The 19,036-nt window shown below is 58.4% G+C and carries 20 protein-coding genes; 14 read left to right on the top strand and 6 right to left on the bottom strand.

Translation table 11 applies throughout. The features are described from left to right. The first annotated feature begins 44 nt into the window (after positions 1-44). The 9 genes from proC (at position 45) to AC13D2_RS05350 (ending at position 8,365) form a co-directional block, all read left to right on the top strand. Positions 45-878: a pyrroline-5-carboxylate reductase gene (gene proC / locus AC13D2_RS05390; RefSeq protein ID WP_300498209.1), complete on the top strand. Its 834-nt coding sequence runs from the start codon at positions 45-47 to the stop codon at positions 876-878. Positions 879-901: 23 nt separating this feature from the next. Beyond that, positions 902-1,483 carry a YggT family protein gene (locus tag AC13D2_RS05385; RefSeq protein ID WP_292049018.1) on the top strand — a complete coding sequence of 194 codons (582 nt, stop codon included), beginning with the start codon at positions 902-904 and terminating at the stop codon, positions 1,481-1,483. 243 nt (positions 1,484-1,726) lie between these two features. Beyond that, complete coding sequence (locus tag AC13D2_RS05380) at positions 1,727-3,691, top strand: dynamin family protein (RefSeq protein ID WP_482938307.1); 1,965 nt, start codon at positions 1,727-1,729, stop codon at positions 3,689-3,691. Positions 3,692-3,861: 170 nt separating this feature from the next. Further along, on the top strand, positions 3,862-5,010 hold the full coding sequence (gene metX / locus AC13D2_RS05375) for a homoserine O-succinyltransferase MetX (RefSeq protein ID WP_292049020.1): 1,149 nt from the start codon (positions 3,862-3,864) through the stop codon (positions 5,008-5,010). Continuing rightward, on the top strand, positions 5,007-5,609 hold the full coding sequence (gene metW / locus AC13D2_RS05370) for a methionine biosynthesis protein MetW (protein ID WP_292049021.1): 603 nt from the start codon (positions 5,007-5,009) through the stop codon (positions 5,607-5,609). Before metX ends, metW begins: the two co-directional genes overlap by 4 nt. Next, positions 5,606-6,064 (top strand): DUF4426 domain-containing protein, encoded by a 459-nt coding sequence (locus AC13D2_RS05365; protein WP_292049022.1) that lies wholly within the window; start codon positions 5,606-5,608, stop codon positions 6,062-6,064. Before metW ends, AC13D2_RS05365 begins: the two co-directional genes overlap by 4 nt. Continuing rightward, complete coding sequence (gene rdgB / locus AC13D2_RS05360) at positions 6,064-6,675, top strand: RdgB/HAM1 family non-canonical purine NTP pyrophosphatase (protein WP_292049023.1); 612 nt, start codon at positions 6,064-6,066, stop codon at positions 6,673-6,675. The genes AC13D2_RS05365 and rdgB overlap by 1 nt, the downstream gene beginning before the upstream one ends. 2 nt (positions 6,676-6,677) lie before the next feature. Beyond that, positions 6,678-7,832 carry a radical SAM family heme chaperone HemW gene (gene hemW / locus AC13D2_RS05355; protein WP_292049043.1) on the top strand — a complete coding sequence of 385 codons (1,155 nt, stop codon included), beginning with the start codon at positions 6,678-6,680 and terminating at the stop codon, positions 7,830-7,832. After that, the gene (locus tag AC13D2_RS05350) at positions 7,832-8,365 is read left to right on the top strand and encodes a hypothetical protein (protein ID WP_292049024.1); all 534 of its coding nucleotides are present in this window, start codon (positions 7,832-7,834) and stop codon (positions 8,363-8,365) included. Before hemW ends, AC13D2_RS05350 begins: the two co-directional genes overlap by 1 nt. A gap of 37 nt (positions 8,366-8,402) precedes the next feature. Here the strand turns inward: AC13D2_RS05350 and trmB are convergent, their stop codons facing one another. The 3 genes from trmB to AC13D2_RS05335 all read right to left on the bottom strand — a co-directional run bounded on the left by trmB (position 8,403) and on the right by AC13D2_RS05335 (position 11,033). After that, positions 8,403-9,119, bottom strand: a complete 717-nt coding sequence (trmB, locus tag AC13D2_RS05345; protein WP_292049025.1) for a tRNA (guanosine(46)-N7)-methyltransferase TrmB — start codon at positions 9,117-9,119, stop codon at positions 8,403-8,405. Between the two features lie 76 nt (positions 9,120-9,195). Then, positions 9,196-10,719, bottom strand: coding sequence for a YifB family Mg chelatase-like AAA ATPase (locus tag AC13D2_RS05340; protein ID WP_300498216.1), 1,524 nt, complete (start codon positions 10,717-10,719; stop codon positions 9,196-9,198). A gap of 59 nt (positions 10,720-10,778) precedes the next feature. Next, positions 10,779-11,033 carry an accessory factor UbiK family protein gene (locus AC13D2_RS05335; protein WP_036203113.1) on the bottom strand — a complete coding sequence of 85 codons (255 nt, stop codon included), beginning with the start codon at positions 11,031-11,033 and terminating at the stop codon, positions 10,779-10,781. Positions 11,034-11,450: 417 nt separating this feature from the next. Between AC13D2_RS05335 and glnK the strand changes: the two genes are divergently transcribed. Both glnK and AC13D2_RS05325 read left to right on the top strand, forming a co-directional pair. Then, positions 11,451-11,789: a P-II family nitrogen regulator gene (gene glnK, locus AC13D2_RS05330; protein ID WP_004578958.1), complete on the top strand. Its 339-nt coding sequence runs from the start codon at positions 11,451-11,453 to the stop codon at positions 11,787-11,789. A 72-nt stretch (positions 11,790-11,861) separates the two neighbouring features. After that, entirely contained in the window at positions 11,862-13,142 is a 1,281-nt protein-coding gene (locus AC13D2_RS05325; RefSeq protein WP_300498221.1) for an ammonium transporter family protein, read from the top strand. A gap of 59 nt (positions 13,143-13,201) precedes the next feature. Here the strand turns inward: AC13D2_RS05325 and speE are convergent, their stop codons facing one another. Beyond that, a complete protein-coding gene (speE, locus tag AC13D2_RS05320) occupies positions 13,202-14,083 on the bottom strand; it encodes a polyamine aminopropyltransferase (RefSeq protein WP_421912077.1) in 882 nt (293 codons plus the stop codon). A gap of 198 nt (positions 14,084-14,281) precedes the next feature. Between speE and speA the strand changes: the two genes are divergently transcribed. Then, positions 14,282-16,192, top strand: coding sequence for a biosynthetic arginine decarboxylase (speA, locus tag AC13D2_RS05315; protein WP_482938306.1), 1,911 nt, complete (start codon positions 14,282-14,284; stop codon positions 16,190-16,192). A 6-nt stretch (positions 16,193-16,198) separates the two neighbouring features. On the opposite strand, the gene AC13D2_RS05310 is transcribed toward speA, so the two are convergent. Beyond that, positions 16,199-17,230, bottom strand: coding sequence for an AraC family transcriptional regulator (locus AC13D2_RS05310; protein ID WP_482938305.1), 1,032 nt, complete (start codon positions 17,228-17,230; stop codon positions 16,199-16,201). A 233-nt stretch (positions 17,231-17,463) separates the two neighbouring features. Between AC13D2_RS05310 and AC13D2_RS05305 the strand changes: the two genes are divergently transcribed. Then, positions 17,464-18,063: a sigma-70 family RNA polymerase sigma factor gene (locus tag AC13D2_RS05305; RefSeq protein ID WP_420390416.1), complete on the top strand. Its 600-nt coding sequence runs from the start codon at positions 17,464-17,466 to the stop codon at positions 18,061-18,063. After that, positions 18,060-18,704 (top strand): ChrR family anti-sigma-E factor, encoded by a 645-nt coding sequence (locus AC13D2_RS05300; protein ID WP_300498231.1) that lies wholly within the window; start codon positions 18,060-18,062, stop codon positions 18,702-18,704. Before AC13D2_RS05305 ends, AC13D2_RS05300 begins: the two co-directional genes overlap by 4 nt. Before the next feature lie 201 nt (positions 18,705-18,905). Here the strand turns inward: AC13D2_RS05300 and AC13D2_RS05295 are convergent. Then, on the bottom strand, positions 18,906-19,036 hold a 131-nt coding region (locus AC13D2_RS05295), incomplete at its 5' end, for a transposase (RefSeq protein WP_482938084.1).

The raw sequence follows: 19,036 nt of genomic DNA, 5'->3' as shown, positions 1-19,036 counted from the left end.
AGAATGACAACTGACCACTACTGATCCAAAACGTGGAGTGAACCTTGAGCACATCACCAACGATTTCGTTTATCGGTGCCGGCAACATGGCCAGCGCCATCATCGGTGGCATGCTGGACAGCGGCTTCAAGGCCGCCAACATCTGGGTCAGCGCCCCTGATGATAACCACCTTCAATCCATCCGCAAACAGTTTGGTGTCAGCGTCACTACCGATAACCGTTACTGCGCCGAGCAGGCGGACATGGTGGTTCTGGCGGTAAAACCACAGGTTATGGCAAGCGTCTGTTCCGATATCGCTCCGGTGGTACAGAATACCCGCCCGCTGATGGTGTCCATCGCCGCCGGGCTGGAAGCTTCCACCCTGGACGAGTGGCTTGGCGGCGGCTTGCCCCTGGTACGCGTGATGCCCAACACGCCGTCGTTGGTCGGCAAAGGGGCTGCGGGCCTCTACGCCAACGATCAGGTCAAGGAAAAACAGAAGGCCATGGTGGAGTCGGTGTTCAACAGCATTGGTTCGGCCCTCTGGGTGGACGACGAATCCCTCCTGCATGCGGTGACTGCGCTTTCTGGCAGTGGTCCGGCCTATTTCTTCCTGATGCTGGAAGCACTGGAAGAGGCGGCCACCGATGCGGGCATTGCCGGTGAAACCGCACGGGCGCTGGCAATCCAGACCATGGCTGGCGCTGCCGAAATGGCAGGACGCAGTGAACACGATCCCGGCCAACTCAAACGCAACGTCATGTCTCCCGGTGGCACCACGGAACAGGCCATCCAGACCTTTGAAGAAGGTGGCCTGAGAGACCTGGTCAAGAAGGCCTACTCTGCCGCTTACAAGCGCTCTGGGGAAATGGCCAAAGAACTCGCCAACAAACAGTAACCGATAACGGGAGACACGGCTTCATGCTGGCTGACATTCTGATCACCATTCTGCTTATAGCCTCGACGTTTTACCTGACGATCGTGCTGCTGCGCTTTTTGCTGCAACTGGCCAGGGCGGATTTCTACAACCCGATCTCGCAATTTGTGGTGAAAGCCACCAACCCGCTGCTGCGCCCGCTTCGCCGCTTTATTCCCGGCTGGGGCGGCATAGACGGTGCTGCACTGGTGCTGGCGGTTATCATCCAGGCGATCACCTTCTTCCTCATTCTTGTTGCACTGAACAGCAGCATTCCGGCGATTAATCCGCTTACCCTGCTCAGTTGGTCGATTCTCAACGTTCTCGACCTGATCGTTAAGATCTATTTCTGGTCGGTGATTGCCGTGGTGGTGGTTAGCTGGATCGCACCGCAGAGTGGACATCCCGCCATCCAACTGGTTGCCCAGATTACCGAACCCGTGATGCGCCCCGTACGCAATGTCATGCCGTCCATGGGCGGTCTGGATCTGTCACCGATTATCGTGTTCCTGATCCTCAATGTGATTTCAGTGGTGATCGACCACATGAAAGTCGCCGCCGGCATGGGGTCCATCGTCGGAATGTAGACCACCTCTCAAAAACACATTCCGTTACATATCAGGACAATAAACTACTCTCACCTGCAGCTGTTTCATCTATCTGAATCAGCTGCTTTTTTTGCCTTCTACACGTCGCCCCGCTATACAGACCCGTGATCACTCCCACAGATTTACCGCGCCAATGCGGTAACATTAACTATATTTTTGGCACAATTTTGCCCAACCCAGATCCAACGCAGTCGCCCGGAAGTCGCGCAGAAGGATGGTCCGATGAACAAGCAAGGAACCCTGTCGCAGCAGGTAGAGGCCTACCACGGCTGGAAAAAAGAACTGATCAGGCAGATCGGTCGTTACCGTCTGTGGCTGCAGGACAACAATCTGTTTTCGGACGATGTCAGCAGCCGCATCCGTCACGGCCTTGAGTTGTTGATCGAAGACGAACTTACCATTGCCTTCGTGGGCGAGTATTCCCGTGGTAAGACGGAACTGATCAACGCCCTGTTCTTTTCGGAATACGGCCAGCGCATGCTGCCTTCCCAGGCAGGCCGCACGACCATGTGTCCGACCGAGCTATTCTTCGACCGCACTTCAAACAGCAACTATCTTTTGCTGCTCCCGATCGAAACCCGGACCGGCGAGCTTTCCCTGCAGCAACTGCGCAAACAACCCGAACGCTGGGTCAAACACGATCTGGATGAGCGTGACCCGGAAATCATGCGCGAAGTGCTGGCGGAAGTTGCTCGCGTAAAGAGCGTCACCCCGCAGGAAGCCCGCAAACTGGGATTCGACGAGGACATGTTGGAGCATGACCGCAACAAGCCGGGCAATGTCGTGGTACCGGCCTGGCGCAACGCCCAGATCAGCATCCGCCACCCGCTGTTTGAACGCGGCCTGCGCATACTGGACACCCCGGGCCTCAACGCTCTCGGCTCAGAGCCGGAACTGACCATCAGCATGTTGCCCCGCGCCCACGCCATCATTTTCCTGCTGAGCGCCGATACCGGCGTCACCGCCAGCGACATGACGATCTGGAAGGATCACATCGATACCGAGCACGCCGACCACCGGGCCGGACGCTTTGCAGTTCTGAATAAGATTGACGTGCTCTGGGACGACCTCCAGGGCGAGAAGCACACTCAGGAAGCCATTGACCGTGTCCGTGGCTACACCGCCGACCACCTCGGCATGCGCCAGAACGACGTGATCCCACTGTCCGCCAAGCAGGGACTTCTTGCCCGCGTCAAGGGTAACGAAGAGCTGCTCGAACGTTCCAATCTCGCCCAACTGGAACAACTGATCATCCAGCGCATCCTGATGCACAAGGAACAGCTGATCACCCAAAGCCTGATCAACGACCTGTTGGGCATGTTGCAGAACAGCCAGGCCGCGATGCAGAACCGGCTGGATGCCCTGGAAGAAGAACTGCAAGCCTGCTCTGGTGTGACCATGGACAAGGGCGCTCTGCGGCGCCTGGCTGACCGTGCTCAGCAGGACTACGACTTCTACTACAAGAAGCTGATCACGCTCCGGTCCAGCCGCCGGCTTATGGACTCCCAGGGCGAGATGCTCAAGGGACTGGTCTGCGAGGACCGGTTTGAGACCCATGCCGAGAAGGTCCGCCAGAAGATGTCGAAGAGCTGGACCACCGCTGGCATGAACCAAAGCATGGATCATTTCTTTGAACTGTTGGAAAACGACCTGACCAACCTTCTCAGCGAAGGACGACTGGCCGAAAAAATGGTGGGCGCCATCTATCGTCGCTACAACGAGGACACCCGTGCCCGCCATCTGGAACCGATTCCACTGCGGTCAGGTCGTCACGTCATTGCCATTCGCGAACTGCGCAAGAAGGCAAAACGCTTCCGCATCAGCCCCAAAAACCTGTTGACTGAGCAGTCGCTGCTGGTCAGGCGCTTCTTCAACGTGATTGTAGGCGAAGCCCGAACACTGCATCTGCGCGTACGGGCCGATGTCGAGCGCTGGCCTTCGGAGGCGCTGTTGCCAATCATGCAATACTCGATGGAGCAGAAACAGCTGCTGGAACACCAGATCCGTCGCCTGCGGGACATGGTTCGCAGCGACCGCGACAGCCGCAACGAACGGGAACGGCTGCAGAACACCATCAGCGATCTGACGCGCCAACTTGAACTGGCCGACGCCATGCAACGGCAAATCCGCAAGCCGGCCCCCACCCTGATCCAGCAGAAGGTGGTCAACATTTCCGGCGCGGTCTGACCCGCACCGGAAATGGCGGTTGCAGCCATGCAGGCCGGCCTTTAAACTGCTTGGCTGGCAATCGCCTGGCCATATCAGTTATGGCCTGCTTTCACACGCAGGTTTCCGCCCGGCCATTGCCTGAAATGTCTTCCAGATAATACGGACTGAATCAGGAACCTGTCGCGCCAATGCCCGATCCCTTGCCAACGGATTCTGTCGGGATAGTCACCCCACAGACACTGCACTTCGATACACCGATCACTCTCGCCTGCGACCAGACGCTGGAGAGTTACGACCTGGTGATTGAAACCTATGGCGAGCTGAATGCAGATGCCACCAACGCAGTACTGATCTGTCATGCCCTCAGCGGCCACCACCATGCCGCCGGCTATCACAGCAGGGAAGACCGAAAACCGGGCTGGTGGGACAGCTGCATTGGCCCCGGCAAGCCTATTGATACCAACCGTTTTTTTGTCGTCAGCCTGAACAATCTGGGTGGTTGCCATGGCAGCACCGGGCCCGGCAGCACCAATCCTCAGACCGGCCAACCCTACGGTCCCGATTTCCCGGTAATTACGGTACGCGACTGGGTCCACAGCCAGGCGTTGCTGGCCGACCGGCTCGGCATTGAATGTTGGGCCGCTGTGGTGGGAGGCTCACTCGGTGGGATGCAGGCGCTGCAATGGAGCCTCGACTACCCGGAGCGTTTGCGGCATGCCGTAACCATTGCCTCGACCCCACGCCTGAGTGCCCAGAACATTGCCTTCAATGAGGTGGCACGACAGGCGATTACGTCCGACCGTGAGTTCCATGACGGCCGCTACTATGAGCACGACACATTGCCGCGCCGGGGCCTGATGCTGGCACGCATGGTGGGCCACATTACCTATCTGTCCGACGCCTCCATGGGCGAGAAATTCGGCCGCGAACTGCGCGACCAGGCCTACAAGTTCGGCTACGACGCAGAGTTTCAGGTGGAGAGTTACCTGCGCTACCAGGGTGAACGCTTCTCGGAGTCATTCGACGCCAATACCTACCTGCTGATGACCAAGGCCCTGGATTACTTTGACCCGGCCTACGAGCACGACAATGATCTGGCAAAGGCCCTGCTCCGTGCGCGCTGCGAATTCCTTGTTGTTTCGTTCAGCACCGACTGGCGATTTACCCCCGCTCGGTCCGAGGAATTGGTGAATGCCATGATCGCGGCCCGCCGCAAGGTCAGCTATGCCGAAATCGACGCGCCCTGGGGGCACGACGCCTTCCTGATCCCGACACCACGCTACACAGCCATCTTCCATTCCTACATGGACCGGGTTGCACGGGAGGTTGGCGCATGAGAACGGACCTGAAAATCATCGAGCAATGGATCAGCGCCGGCAGCCATGTATTGGACCTGGGTTGCGGCGACGGCACCCTGCTGGACTACCTGCAGCGGGAAAAAAGGGCAACAGGGTTTGGCCTGGAAATCAATCCGGACCATATCACCACCTGCATGGGTCGCGGGGTGTCCGTCATCGAGCAGAACCTGGACACCCAGGGCCTGGGAAACTTCGAAGATCACTCCTTCGACACCGTACTGATGACACAGGCCCTGCAGGCGGTCCGACGCCCGGATATGGTCCTCGACGAGATGCTTCGGGTGGGCCGCGAGGGCATCGTGACCTTCCCCAACTTCGCTTACTGGCGATTGCGCTGGTACCTGATGCGCCGGGGTCGCATGCCTGAATCGGAAACGCTACCGTATAAATGGTACAACACCCCCAACATCCACCTGTGCACCTTCAAGGATTTTGAAGCCCTCTGCTACCGCAAGGACGTCCGGATACTGAACCGCACAGTGGTGGATGGCGAGCACCAGGATCGCTGGCTCAGTCGCCTTTGGCCCAATATGTTGGGGCAGATCGCCATTTACCGGATAACCCGGGAGGAATCATGACCACACATCGTCGCAATCACTGGCAGACGTTATTGTCGCTCGCTTGCCTGTTCCTGCTATTCACCAGCCAGAGCCAGGCTGATTCGAAGGATTTTGGTGAATTCGAAGTGCACTGGAGCGTTTTCCCAAGCACCTTCCTGGCTCCTGAAATTGCCCGCGAGAACAACCTCAATCGCAGCCGCGGCATCGGTATCGTCAACATATCCATCATGAGGGAAACCGAGGATGGCGGCCTTGAGCCGGTATCAGGCCAGGTGGAAGGCAAGGTCATGAACGATATCCAGCAGGCCCGGTTCCTGGCATTTCGACGCATCCAGGAAGGCAACGCGGTCTATTTCATCGCCGAATACCAGTACAGCAACGCCGAGTTGATGACCTTCCAGATCACCACCCGTCCCACGGGTGCCAGACAGGATCTGCCCATCCGTTTCACCCACACACTGTTTAACGACTGATGACCAACACCACTAAAAGACTGGTCATTGCCAGCAACAACAAGGGTAAGATCGCCGAACTCACAGATTTACTCGGCCCACTCGGGCTGACGCCCGTAGCCCAGGGTGAATTAGGCGTTGGCGAGGCGGAGGAGCCAGCGGTCACCTTCGTGGAGAACGCCATCCTCAAGGCACGTCATGCCGCGCGCATAACCGGATTACCGGCCCTTGCGGATGACTCCGGTCTGGCGGTTGACGCCTTGGGCGGGGCACCCGGCGTCCGTTCGGCCCGTTACGCCGGCGACACGGCCAGCGACGCAGACAACGTCCGGGCCCTGCTCGACGCGCTGAAAGACGTTCCCGAGGCCCGGCGCACGGCCCAGTTTCACTGTGTACTGGTCTACCTGCGCCATGCCGATGACCCCACGCCGGTGATCTGTCATGGCCGCTGGCCGGGAAGCATTCTGCCAGAGCCTCGGGGCGAGGGTGGTTTCGGGTACGATCCGGTGTTCCTGGTACCGGAAACCGGCACCAGCGCCGCCGAACTGCCCCGCGCTGAAAAAGGCCGCATCAGCCACCGCGGGCGGGCACTGGTGCTGCTTCTGGACCAGCTGAGGGAAGAGCCGGGGTGACTATGCCTCCGCCGGAAGACACCGCGGTGAGCGCCCTTCCCCCGCTAAGCCTGTATGTTCATGTACCCTGGTGCGTGAAGAAGTGCCCTTACTGCGACTTCAACTCCCACGCACTGACCGGCGACATTCCCGAGAACGGCTATCTTGATGCGATCATGGAGGACCTTGCCGGTGACCTCGCATTCATCCAGGGGCGACCGATCGAAACCGTCTTCATCGGCGGCGGCACGCCTTCGTTAATGTCGCCGGACTTCTACAACACACTGTTCGACCGGCTGCGCACTCACCTGTCGTTCACTGACGATGCCGAGATCACACTGGAGGCCAATCCGGGCACGGTGGAACAGACTCGCTTTATCGGCTTCCGTGGCGCTGGCATAAACCGGCTTTCACTGGGCATCCAGAGTTTCAACCCCATGCAATTGAAGGCACTGGGACGCATCCACGATGACAAGGCAGCTCACAGGGCCATAGAGGCCACCCGCAAAGCCGGCTTTGATAACTTCAACCTGGACCTGATGCATGGCCTGCCGGGCCAGACACCGGCAGACGCCCTGGATGACCTGCGGGCGGCCATGTCGTGGCAACCCCCGCACCTGTCCTGGTACCAGCTGACCCTGGAACCCAACACCGAGTTCTACAGCCGTCCGCCCCAACTGCCCAACGACGATTACCTCTGGGAGATCTATTGCCAGGGTGCCGACTACCTGCATCAGCAGGGGTTTACGGACTACGAAGTATCAGCCTGGAGCCGGCCCGGCATGGCGTCCCGCCACAACCTGAATTACTGGATGTTTGGGGATTACCTGGCGCTCGGCGCTGGTGCCCACGGCAAGATCACCTTCCACAACGGCGACATCCGGCGCTTCTGGAAAACCCGGCAACCCGATGCCTATATGAACCGCATCGGCAGCCGCACCGCCGGTAGTCAAATGGTCGAACTGGAAGAACGGCCACTGGAGTTTCTGATGAACGCCTTGAGGCTAACGTCCGGTGTGCCAGAAAACCTGTTCACAGAGCGTACAGGTTTACCGTTGAGCAGAGTTGCGGTAAAACTTGAGGAATTGAGAAAGGAAAACATGCTGGAACCGGGACGGATACAGACCACGGAACTCGGACAGCGTTACCTGAACAGTCTGCTGGAGCGCTTCCTCTGATGTCACTGCCGCGCCTTATGACCCTTTTGCCCAAACGGCTCAACCTGAGCCTGGTGGCTACGGCCGCCCTGCTGCTGGTCCTGGTTGTGGTCAACCAGCCCCTACAGACTGGCTCGGCTCCCCAGGGCATCGTCAGCCTACAGATGGCTGCCACGGCGGACCAGTCGATGGCCATACTGCGCAGCTGGCGACAGGACGGCATGCTTTGGGCACAGATATCCCTTTGGCTGGACTTCCTGTTTGTACCCGCCTACCTGGCCACGCTGATTTTCCTGACCAATCACCTGATGCGGGACCGGCCGGGTGTCCGGGAACGTAACGTAGCACGCTGGGTGAAGGCGCTGTTTGTGACCGCGGGTGCCGGCGATCTGACGGAAAATATCCTGCTACTCAATAACATGGACCCACCCACGGATATGGTCAGCCTGTCCGCCACACTCTGCGCGCTGGTGAAATTCACCGGCCTGATGCTGGGTTGCGCTGGATTGGTGATCATTCGCGCCGCCCGGCGCCATCCGCTGGCTCACGAATAACGCCTCCAGTCGGCGAAGCCAACGATCTATCGACGACTTAATTGGTACGGTAAAACACCAGATCCCAGACGCCATGCCCCAACGTCTCACCCCGTTTCTCAAACTTGGTGATCGGCCGGTCTTCCGGACGCGGCGAGTATTCGCCGATGTCCTGTGAGTTCGCAAAACCCTCGGACTCTCCCATGATCTCCATCATGTGTTCGGCGTAGTTTTCCCAGTCGGTGGCCAGGTGCAGGACCCCGCCCACTCGCAGTTTATGGCGCAGGCGCTGGACAAATTCGTGCTGGATCAGCCGGCGTTTGTGGTGGCGCTTTTTGTGCCATGGGTCCGGAAAAAACACCATCACCCGGTCCAGTGCTGCATCGGGCAGGCACCGATCGATCACATCGTTGGCATCAATGGCGTAGACACGAACATTCTCCAGCCCCCGGTCTTCAATCTCTTTTAGCAGGGCGCCAACCCCGGGCAGGTGTACTTCCACGCCGATGAAGTCCTGCTCCGGTGCCGCTTCCGCCATGTCTGCCAGGGATTTGCCCATACCAAACCCGATCTCCAGGTTAAGCATGTTGTCCCGTCCAAAGATCTGGCGTGGGTCAATCATACCCTGTTCACGGGTCAGGCCGTATTTGGGCCAACTGCGGTCGTAGGCCTTTTTCTGGCCTTCGGTCATCCGCCCCTGGCGTAGCACGAAACTCCGTACGCCACGGCGGGTGGTCACGGGTGAATCGCCGGAAACATCGTTGTGATCGGTCATCTGACGTCCTCAACCGCCCTGTGCGGTTTTCCTTCAATGGGTTATGGCCACAGTTTACCAGAGGCCACCCGACGGACTATACCGAAACCTGCGCATTCCGGGTCTGCTGCCGGTCCAGTTTGCGATAGCCCAACGCCTCGACCAGATGGCCATTGCCAATGTGGTCGTAGCCGTCCAGGTCCGCCAGGGTCCGTGCTACCCGCAGGATACGATGCAATGCCCTGGCAGAGAGGCCCAGTCGCTCCATGGCGGCAGACAGCATGGCCTCGCCTGCCGCATCCACACGGCAATGTGCCTGAAGTTCACGGCCACTTAACGCGGCGTTCCCGAATCCTCGCTGCATCTGCCGCTCACGGGCCTGATACACCCGATCCCTCACAACCGTGCTGGATTCACCCCCGCCGTCACGCTTCATCAGTACCTCCCCGCTCTGAACTGGCACTTCCACATGCAAGTCGAACCGGTCCAGCAATGGACCTGATATCTTTGCCCGATAACGGAGCACCTGCGGGGGCGTGCACTGGCACTCGATCGTCGGATGCCCCAGATAGCCACACGGGCAAGGGTTCATGGCCGCCACAACCTGGAAGCAGGCTGGAAAGGTCACCTGCCTTGCCGCACGGCTAATGGCAATCTCGCCGGATTCCATGGGTTCCCGCAGCACTTCCAGCACCCGTCGCTCGAACTCTGGCAGTTCGTCAAGAAACAATACGCCGCGGTGCGCCAGGGAGATTTCTCCGGGGCGCGGACTGCTACCGCCACCCACCATGGCTACCGACGAGGCGGTATGATGGGGTGCGCGGTAAGGCGGCCGGCACCACTCTCCGCCCCGCACGGGAAGACCGGCCACGGAGTGGATACTCGCTACCTCGAGCGCAGATTCGGTGGTCAACGGAGGCAAAATACCCGGCAGACGGCTGGCGAGCATGCTTTTACCGGTGCCCGGTGGACCAAACATCAGCAGGTTATGCCCGCCGGCGGCGGCAATTTCCAACGCCCGCCTCGGCACGCTCTGACCATGCACGTCCGCAAGGTCCGGACCGGCGTTCACGCCCGTTTCCGGCACCGCTGGCGATACCGGGGAAATCCTCGCCCGCTCACACAGGTGTTCGCAGACCGTCAGTAAATGACCGGCTGGCAACACATCGTCCTGGCTGGCCAGGGCGGCTTCCGCGGCATTGGCCTGAGGGATCAGTAACCGACGCCCCTCTTTGCGGGCTGCCAGTATCGCCGGGAGCACACCTTTCAACGGTCTCAGCGCACCATCCAGAGAAAGCTCTCCCACACATTCATACTGTGCAAGGCTTTCCGCCGGGATCTGTCCGGAAGCGGCAAGAATGCCCAAGGCGATGGGGAGGTCAAAGCGGCCGCCTTCCTTGGGCAGGTCCGCAGGAGCCAGATTGATGGTGATTCGGCGAGCGGGAAATTCAAAGCCGGCGTTCATCAGGGCACTGCGAACACGCTCCCGGCTTTCACGAACCCCCGTTTCGGGGAGCCCGACGATGGACAGCGCCGGCAGGCCGCCTGACAGGTGGACTTCAACGGTAACGGAGGGTGCAGAAACGCCAATACTGGCGCGGGTATGGACAACGGCAAACATGACAACCTTCCATGGTTATAGGTAATAGCGGCCTGGCCGCCTGACGGGCGTCCTGCCGGTCAGCTACTCGGGAACTGCTTTTCCAGATCGGCCACGCGCTTTTCCAGCGCTTCGACCTTTTCGCGGGTTTTCATCAGTACGGCTTGCTGGGCATCGAACTCTTCACGGGTGACCAGCTCAAGGCGCGAAAGGACCGTCATCACCGTGGCGCGGGCCTGGGCTTCAAAATCCTCACGGGCGGCACGGGCCATATCGGGAACGAACTGGCCGAATTGTCCCTGAAGCTGGGAAAAGAAATCCTGTGGACCTTTCACGAATCACCTCTCAAAAATCACCGGTCAAAATAGCTGCGCTGGACTATACCTCGTCCTCGGCGGGCTTTTCGTCGCGCCTGAACGACGGTTGGAGTGTAACACTAATGCCTCTCCTGCCATACTGTGGCCGTCGACAGTATAATGTGGCTCAGGCATTCCTAATGCTTGCACCGAGTTCGTGCATCATTATGGTTCGCCCAGGACAGACAAGCCCCGAAATGGTGCGACCTGACGATCCATTCTGGATCAACAGACAGCCAACTGTCTGATAGTTATATTATTTTTTGCGTTGGCACACCCGATGCTAAAAGCCTTGTACGCAATCCGCACAATTGGTGTGCGAGGTGGCAGCATCCCGACCTCAACAACGGGCCGAAGAGTTCCAGATGTTGAGACGGCTTTACCAAGGAGAAAGCAATGAAACTTGTGACAGCGATCATCAAGCCTTTCAAGTTGGATGATGTCCGTGAGGCACTATCCGAGATTGGCGTACAAGGCGTAACGGTCACTGAAGTCAAAGGCTTCGGTCGCCAGAAGGGTCATACCGAGCTCTACCGTGGCGCAGAATACGTGGTGGACTTCCTGCCCAAGGTCAAGGTTGAAGTTGCTATCGGCGACAACCTGCTGGATCAGGTCATCGAATCCATCACCAAGGCCGCCAACACTGGGAAGATTGGTGACGGCAAAATTTTCGTGACCGAACTGGAACAGGCGATCCGAATCCGAACCGGGGAAACCGGCGAAGAAGCGGTCTGATCACAGACTGATCAACCAGACAGCCAGCGCAAAAAATTTATAACTTGAAAAGCCTCGTGCGGAGGGCTTCACATGGAAAGCAATCTTAATCATATTTTTGAACTCCAGTATGCACTGGATACCTTCTACTTCCTTATCTGCGGCGCTCTGGTCATGTGGATGGCCGCGGGCTTCTCTATGCTCGAAGCAGGCCTGGTGCGCGCCAAGAACACCACCGAGATCCTGACCAAGAACGTTTCCCTGTTTGCAGTAGCCTGCACCATGTATCTGATCGTCGGCTACGACATCATGTACGGTGGCGGTCTCTTCCTCAGCGGCGTTACCACTGTCGCTCAAATGGACGACGCGGCGATCGCCGGAGTCCTTGCCGCTTCCAACGAGGCCGGTTTTGGTGAGATGGGCGAATACGCCGGGGCTTCTGATTTCTTCTTCCAGGTTGTCTTCGTTGCAACCGCCATGTCCATCGTTTCCGGTGCCGTGGCCGAGCGTATGAAGCTCTGGGCCTTCCTGGCTTTCGCCGTTGTTATGTGTGGTTTCATCTACCCGATGCAGGGCTCCTGGACCTGGAACGGCGATGCCGTGTTCGGTATCTATGAGCTGAGCTACAGCGACTACGCTGGTTCCGGCATCGTACACATGGCGGGTGCCGCTGCGGCTCTGGCGGGTGTTCTGCTGCTGGGCGCCCGTAAAGGCAAGTATGGCGCGGATGGCCAGATCAAGGCCTTCCCGGGTGCCAACCTGCCGCTGGCGACTCTTGGTACCTTCATCCTGTGGATGGGCTGGTTCGGCTTCAACGGCGGCTCTACCCTCAAGCTGGGCGGCATCGGTGTGGCCAACGAAGTGGCCAACGTGTTCCTGAACACCAACGCGGCCGCTGCCGGCGGCCTGATCGGTGCTCTGATTGTAGCCCGCATCATGTTCGGCAAGGCTGACCTGACCATGGCCCTGAACGGTGCCCTGGCTGGTCTGGTTGCTATTACCGCTGAACCTGCCGATCCTTCGCCTTTGTTGGCGACCATTATTGGCGCCATCGGCGGCATCATCGTGGTGTTCTCAATCGTGACGCTCGACAAGATGCGTATTGATGACCCGGTCGGTGCCATCTCCGTACACGGTGTGGTAGGTATCTGGGGTATCTTCGCGGTACTGCTGTCCGACGCGGACGCGACCTTCCTGGGTCAGCTGGTTGGTATGCTGACCATCTTCGTCTGGGTCTTCGTGACCAGCCTGATTGTCTGGGGCGCCCTCAAGGCGATCATGGGTATTCGGGTGACCGAAGAGGAAGAGTACGAAGGTGTGGATCTGTCCGAGTGTGGCATGGAAGCCTATCCGGAGTTTGTCAGCAGCAAGTAATATGGGCTGACACTGGATCGAAAGAGGGGCGCCCACGGGCGCCCCTCTTTTTTTCCACTTTACCGCTCGCTCGACATCACCTCATCTTCCAGTGCATCCACCATGAATTGCGGCATCGCCAATGCCCCACGGTGGATGTCGGCGTTGTAATAGCGGGTCACAAACGGCCGCTGATCCGCGTCTTCCTCACGGAAGTACACCACCGGCTTTTCCTTACCCGCCATAGTGCAGCTCCACCAGCCGGTGGGGTACACCGGTTGCGGGAACGGCAGGGTGCGGACGTGGTCGAAGCCGGCCTTTTTCATATCGTCGTGAATGGTTTTGATGATGGTGTTGGTGTGCAGCAGCGGCGATTCGCTTTGCTGGACAATAACGCCTCCGTCGCGCAGAGCGATCATGCAGTCGCGATAGAAGTCCAGGGCGAACAGGCCTTCGGCGGGGCCAACCGGGTCGGTGCTGTCGATGATAATGACATCAAGGCTTCCAGGCACCGCATCGCGTATCCACTGTATGCCGTCGCCGAAGAAGAAGTTGGCGCGAGGATCGGTGTTGGATTCGCAAAGCTCGGGGAAATACTGTTCCGAGAGGCGAGTGACGCGTTCGTCGATTTCCACCTGCCAGGCTTCTTCCACACCGGGGTGCTTAAGGACTTCTTTCAGGGTGCCGCAATCACCGCCGCCAACGATGACCACTTTCTTCGGGTCTTTATGGGTGAACAGCGCCGGATGAGTCATCATCTCGTGATAGAGGAAGTTGTCTCTGGTGGTCAGCATCACGCAGCCGTCGAGCACCATCAGGTTGCCGAAGGTTTCGGTTTCCCAGATTTCCAGCTTCTGGAAGTCGGTTTGTTCTTCGTGCAATTTTTTCTTCACCTGCAGGGAAAAGGCGGTTCCCTGGTCCTGGAATACTTCGGTAAACCAGCCATCGTTCAGTGCAGTCATGTCGTGTCTCCGGATGTGCGCGTTGAGCCTGTTCGTATTGAGGGTATTGTAGGTCCGTAACCACCACACCTAAAGGACTATCATTACCTCCGGGCCTTGTTTTTCGGGTGTTGTTCTTTTAGCGAGGCGGCGGAATCCATACAATGAGCGCCATAGGCCGGCCCGTTGCCGGCTGCGGACTCAGCACAGGAAAGCCCCATGAGCGAACCAACCCTCAGCGCCGCCCACAAGGTGTACAACATCGCCCACTGGAGCGATGGCTATATCGATGTGAATGCCCGTGGCGAGGTACTGATAAGACCCGACCGGGGGCACAGCGGCGAGGACATCAACCTGCCCGGCCTTACCCGCTCCCTGGTCAGTGAGGGTGTCCAGCTTCCGGTGTTAATCCGCTTTACCGATATTCTCCATGATCGGGTCAACAAGCTGTGTGGCGCGTTTAACAAGGTCGCTCGTGAACACGGCTACCAGGGAGGCTACACCGCCGTCTACCCGATCAAGGTCAACCAGCAGCGCCGGGTGGTTGAGGAACTGCTCTGCGCCGAACCGGCCGCCAGCGATAACCAGATTGGCCTCGAAGCCGGCAGCAAGCCGGAGTTAATGGCGGTTCTGGCACTGTCGCGCCAGCGGGAGTCGGTGATTGTCTGCAATGGCTACAAGGACCGTGAATATATCCGGCTGGCGCTGATCGGGCAGAAACTGGGGCACCGGGTGTTCATTGTGGTGGAAAAACAATCAGAGCTGCCGCTCATTCTCGAGGAAGCCCGCCGTCTGGGAGTGACACCGCTGATAGGCGTGCGCGCACGGCTGGCCACCATCGGTAAAGGCAACTGGCAGAACACCGGCGGTGAAAAGTCGAAATTCGGACTGTCCGCAAGCCAGGTGCTGGATGTGGTCGAGACCCTGCGCGGTGCCGGGGCCCTGGAATCCCTTCAGTTGCTGCATTTTCACCTGGGGTCGCAGATAGCCAATATCCGTGACATCCAGACCGGACTGCGCGAGTGTGCCCGTTTCTACAGTGAATTGCGCCACATGGGGGCACCGGTAGGCACGGTCGATATTGGCGGCGGGCTCGGCGTGGACTATGAGGGCACCCGTTCACGCAGCAGTTGTTCGATGAATTACAGCGTACACGAATACGCTTACAACGTGATTCATATCCTGCAATCGGAGTGCGATCGGGCGGGCATCCCCCATCCCAACCTGATCAGTGAATCCGGCCGTGCGCTGACGGCTCACCACTCGGTACTTGTGACCAATGTGATTGACCGGGAGGTGCCCGACAAGCGCCCAACCGAACAACCGTTCAGTGATGCCCCGGCACCGCTGCAGGATCTGTGGCGCGACCTGGAGAGCCTGCGGGATGAGGCGTCGCGCCGTTCCCTGGCTGAGATCTACCACGACGTGCTCCACGCCATGGCGGATGTCCATACCCAGTTCGCCCATGGCCTTTTGTCACTGGCGGACCGCGCCCGGGCGGAAACGCTCTACACCACCTGCTGCCGGGCGCTGAGAAAACAGCTGAACTCCGCGAATCGCGCGCACCGGGAGATCATTGATGAGCTTAATGAAAAACTGGCAGAGAAGCTCTTCGTAAACTTTTCTCTGTTCCAGTCGCTGCCGGACGTGTGGGGTATTGATCAGATTTTCCCGATTATGCCGGTGAATGGGCTGAACCGTCCCCTCACCCGTCGTGCGGTCATCCAGGACATTACCTGTGACTCCGACGGGCGAATTGACCGATACGTGGACGGCCAAGGTATCGAAACCACCTTCCCACTGCCTGAAGAAGCCCCGGAAGAACCCATGCTAATGGGCTTTTTCATGACCGGCGCCTACCAGGAAATCCTCGGTGACATGCACAACCTGTTCGGCGACACCCATTCGGTGGATGTACGACGCAACCCCGGTGGCGGCCATACCGTGAGTGAGCCAATCCATGGCGATACCGTGGCCAAGGTGCTGCAGTATGTAAACTTCGAACCCACCGCCCTGCTTCGGGCCTACCAGCAGAAATTTGCCGCCAGCGGACTGCCGGACGACGTACAGACGAGTCTGCTGGAAGAACTGGAAAACGGCCTTGGCGGCTATACCTATCTGGAAGAATAATCCGGATCAGGCCTTTCTTGCGCGCCAGACCGAGGGCGACAGCCCCTCCCACTTGCGGAAAGCCCGGCCAAAATTGGACGGGTCGCTATACCCCAGGCGATAGGCAATGTCATCGATCCCGAGGTCGGTGCGCCGAAGCAGCTCCAGGGAACGCCGGTGGCGGATGTCATCGAGGATGCCCTGAAATTTCAGGCCTTCGGCACTGAGCTGACGGCGCAGCGTCCTGGGTGACACACCCAGTTGCGCCGCCACGGAATCAATACCCGGAAGCCGGCCATCCCGTACCGATTCCAGCAACCGCCCCGCGCGCTCGGGAATCGACGTGGTCGCTTCCAGCGATCGCATTTCCTCCTGGCATTGCGCTTCTGCTACCCGACGCGCTACGGGATTGGACAGGGAAATTGGCAGTTCCAGAAATTCCTTGCGAAAACGGAGCTGATTGGCGCCGGCGTCGAATCGAATACGGTTGCCGAACAGCGACTCATAGGCCGGGGCATATTCAGGTGGCGGATAATTCAGTCGACAACTTCCACCCTCAAGCAGGCGGCGCCCGAACAAGAGCAGGTTCACATCCATCAACGAGGCCAGCACCACTTCTGCATTGAACCGATGCAGATCATCCAGAGCGTGCATGATGTCGAGTTGCAGCACAGCGTCGCTGCCCTCGGTAAAGAAGCTCAGATTCATATACACGAACCGGATACGGAAATACTTGATCAGCACCGTAAGCGCCTGGCCAATGTTGTCACAGCTGATGGCGGCCTGTGACAGGGAGCCGTGGGTAGTGAACTTCAGGCGCTTACCATACTCCAGCCCCAGGGCCGGATCGTGACTCAACGCCAATGCCGAGCGACAAAGACTACTGAACTGCGCCACGGTGATGAAGTTGTCCGGGTGCCCCAACATGGCTGGGCGAATATCAGCCGAGCGCAGCAGCTCGGGACGCGCAGCACCCTTTTCTTCCGCCAACTGGCAAAGGATATCGGCGTAGTGAGCGCGAATAACAGGCAGATTGCCAGTCTTTCCGGGAGCATTCATGTTGGCCAAGCGTTCCTGAATAAATACCTGCAAAAGAGTAGCCGTGATGATAGCGGTCAGCAATCTCCCTGCAGCCGACACCCGGCGGCAGCGAAGCCAGAAAGAAAATCGCCGGTAAAAGCAGATCCAGCTGTCCAGCTCCCCCGTACATAAGGAGACTGACAAACCCGGGGCGAGTGCATAGAATGATGAACACAACAATGCCAAATCATGCGACTGTCAAGGAGCGTCCGGTGTCCACACTGGATCAGAAACCAGCACGGGCTGAGGGCCGCAAGGACCCTTGGAGCCAGCTACTGGAGAAAGTGGGAAGAAATCAGGACCGGCAGGCCTATCATGCTCTGTTCGAGCACTTTGGTCCCCAGATCAAGTACTACGCGATGGCCAACGGCATGGCGAGTCACGCTGAAGAGCTGGTGCAAGAGGTCTTTGTGTCAATTTGGCGCCGTTCATGTCTTTACGACTGGCGAAAAGCAGCCGCGTCGACCTGGATTTTCACCATCGCGCGGAACCAACGCATTGATATGCTGCGCAAGATGAAACGCACGAGTGCGGAGATGCCCGTTGAAACGGAAGATCTGTGGCAGATTCCCGGCGAAAACGACGACGAACCGGTTACGTCGCTGCACCGCCTGATGTCTGAACGTCGCGTGCGAGAATCCCTCAGTCACCTGCCGGAAGAACAGATTACGGTAATCGCCAAGGTCTACATGGAAAGCAAGTCACACCAGATGGTGGCGGACGAGCTCAACATACCGCTAGGCACCGTAAAAAGCCGGGTACGCCTGGCGCTGAACAAACTGAAAGTGATTTTGCAGGACCAGAACGTATGACACGGCACCACCCAGACACACTTACCCTGATGGAATTCAGTGCAGGCAATCTCAGTGAGCCCCACGCACTGTGCATTCGTCTCCATCTTGACCAGTGCCCCCATTGTCGCAGCCGTGTGGATACCCTCGACAGCCTCGGTGCCGTAATGATGGAAAGTCAGCCCCAGGTCGGCGTTTCATCGGACATGTTTGACTCTATCCTGTCACGCATAGACAGCGAGCCTGACATGACGGAGAACTACATTAGTACACAAGCCAAGCGCATGAGCCCACTTCAAAAGTTGTTGGGCGACGATCTCGACGCGCTGCCCTGGAAACGTCAGCTCGGCGATGTCAGTGTTCTGGACATCAGCGAACGGTTTCCCGGCCAGAACGAGCAGGTGGTGCTTCAGAAGTTGGCAGCCGGTGGGAAGGCACCCGCGCATACCCACAGAGGGAACGAAACCACTATCGTGCTACAGGGTGCGTTCGCGGACCAGAATGGTGTGTTCAACCAGTGGGACTTCGTGGTACTCAATCAAGAAGACGAGCACAAACCCGTTGCGGTTGGCTGCGAAGACTGCATTACCCTGTCTGTGCTCAGCGCACCGGTTAAATTAACCGGCACATTCACTCGCTTATTGAACCCCTTTATACGCTGAGGCGAATGAACCTGAAACTGTACCGACCTACCGCAGCCTTGGCCGGAAATGACCGACCTTTGTCAGTTTGTGACCTTCTGAACGACAGATTGATGAACGATACTGATTACGTTGATTAGTGTCTCTGAACTAGTCCGGCCCACCCCCCGTCGGGTTGGGCACTTGCTTACAGGCCACGCTCTTGCGTGGCCTTTTTTAGGTTCATCGCGCTTTACCGGGAAACGCTGCTTTTATCTTCAAGAAGAAGTAGCCGTTATCCCGGTAGCCATACGCCATCCTCTTGATCACCTTGATCTTGTTGTTCATGCCTTCCAAGACGCTGGTGTTCATGC

It is taken from the genome of Marinobacter sp. B-12, assembly GCF_056857915.1.
The sequence above is the reverse complement of the archived record's forward strand: the minus strand, read 5'-3'. Positions and strand labels throughout refer to the sequence as shown.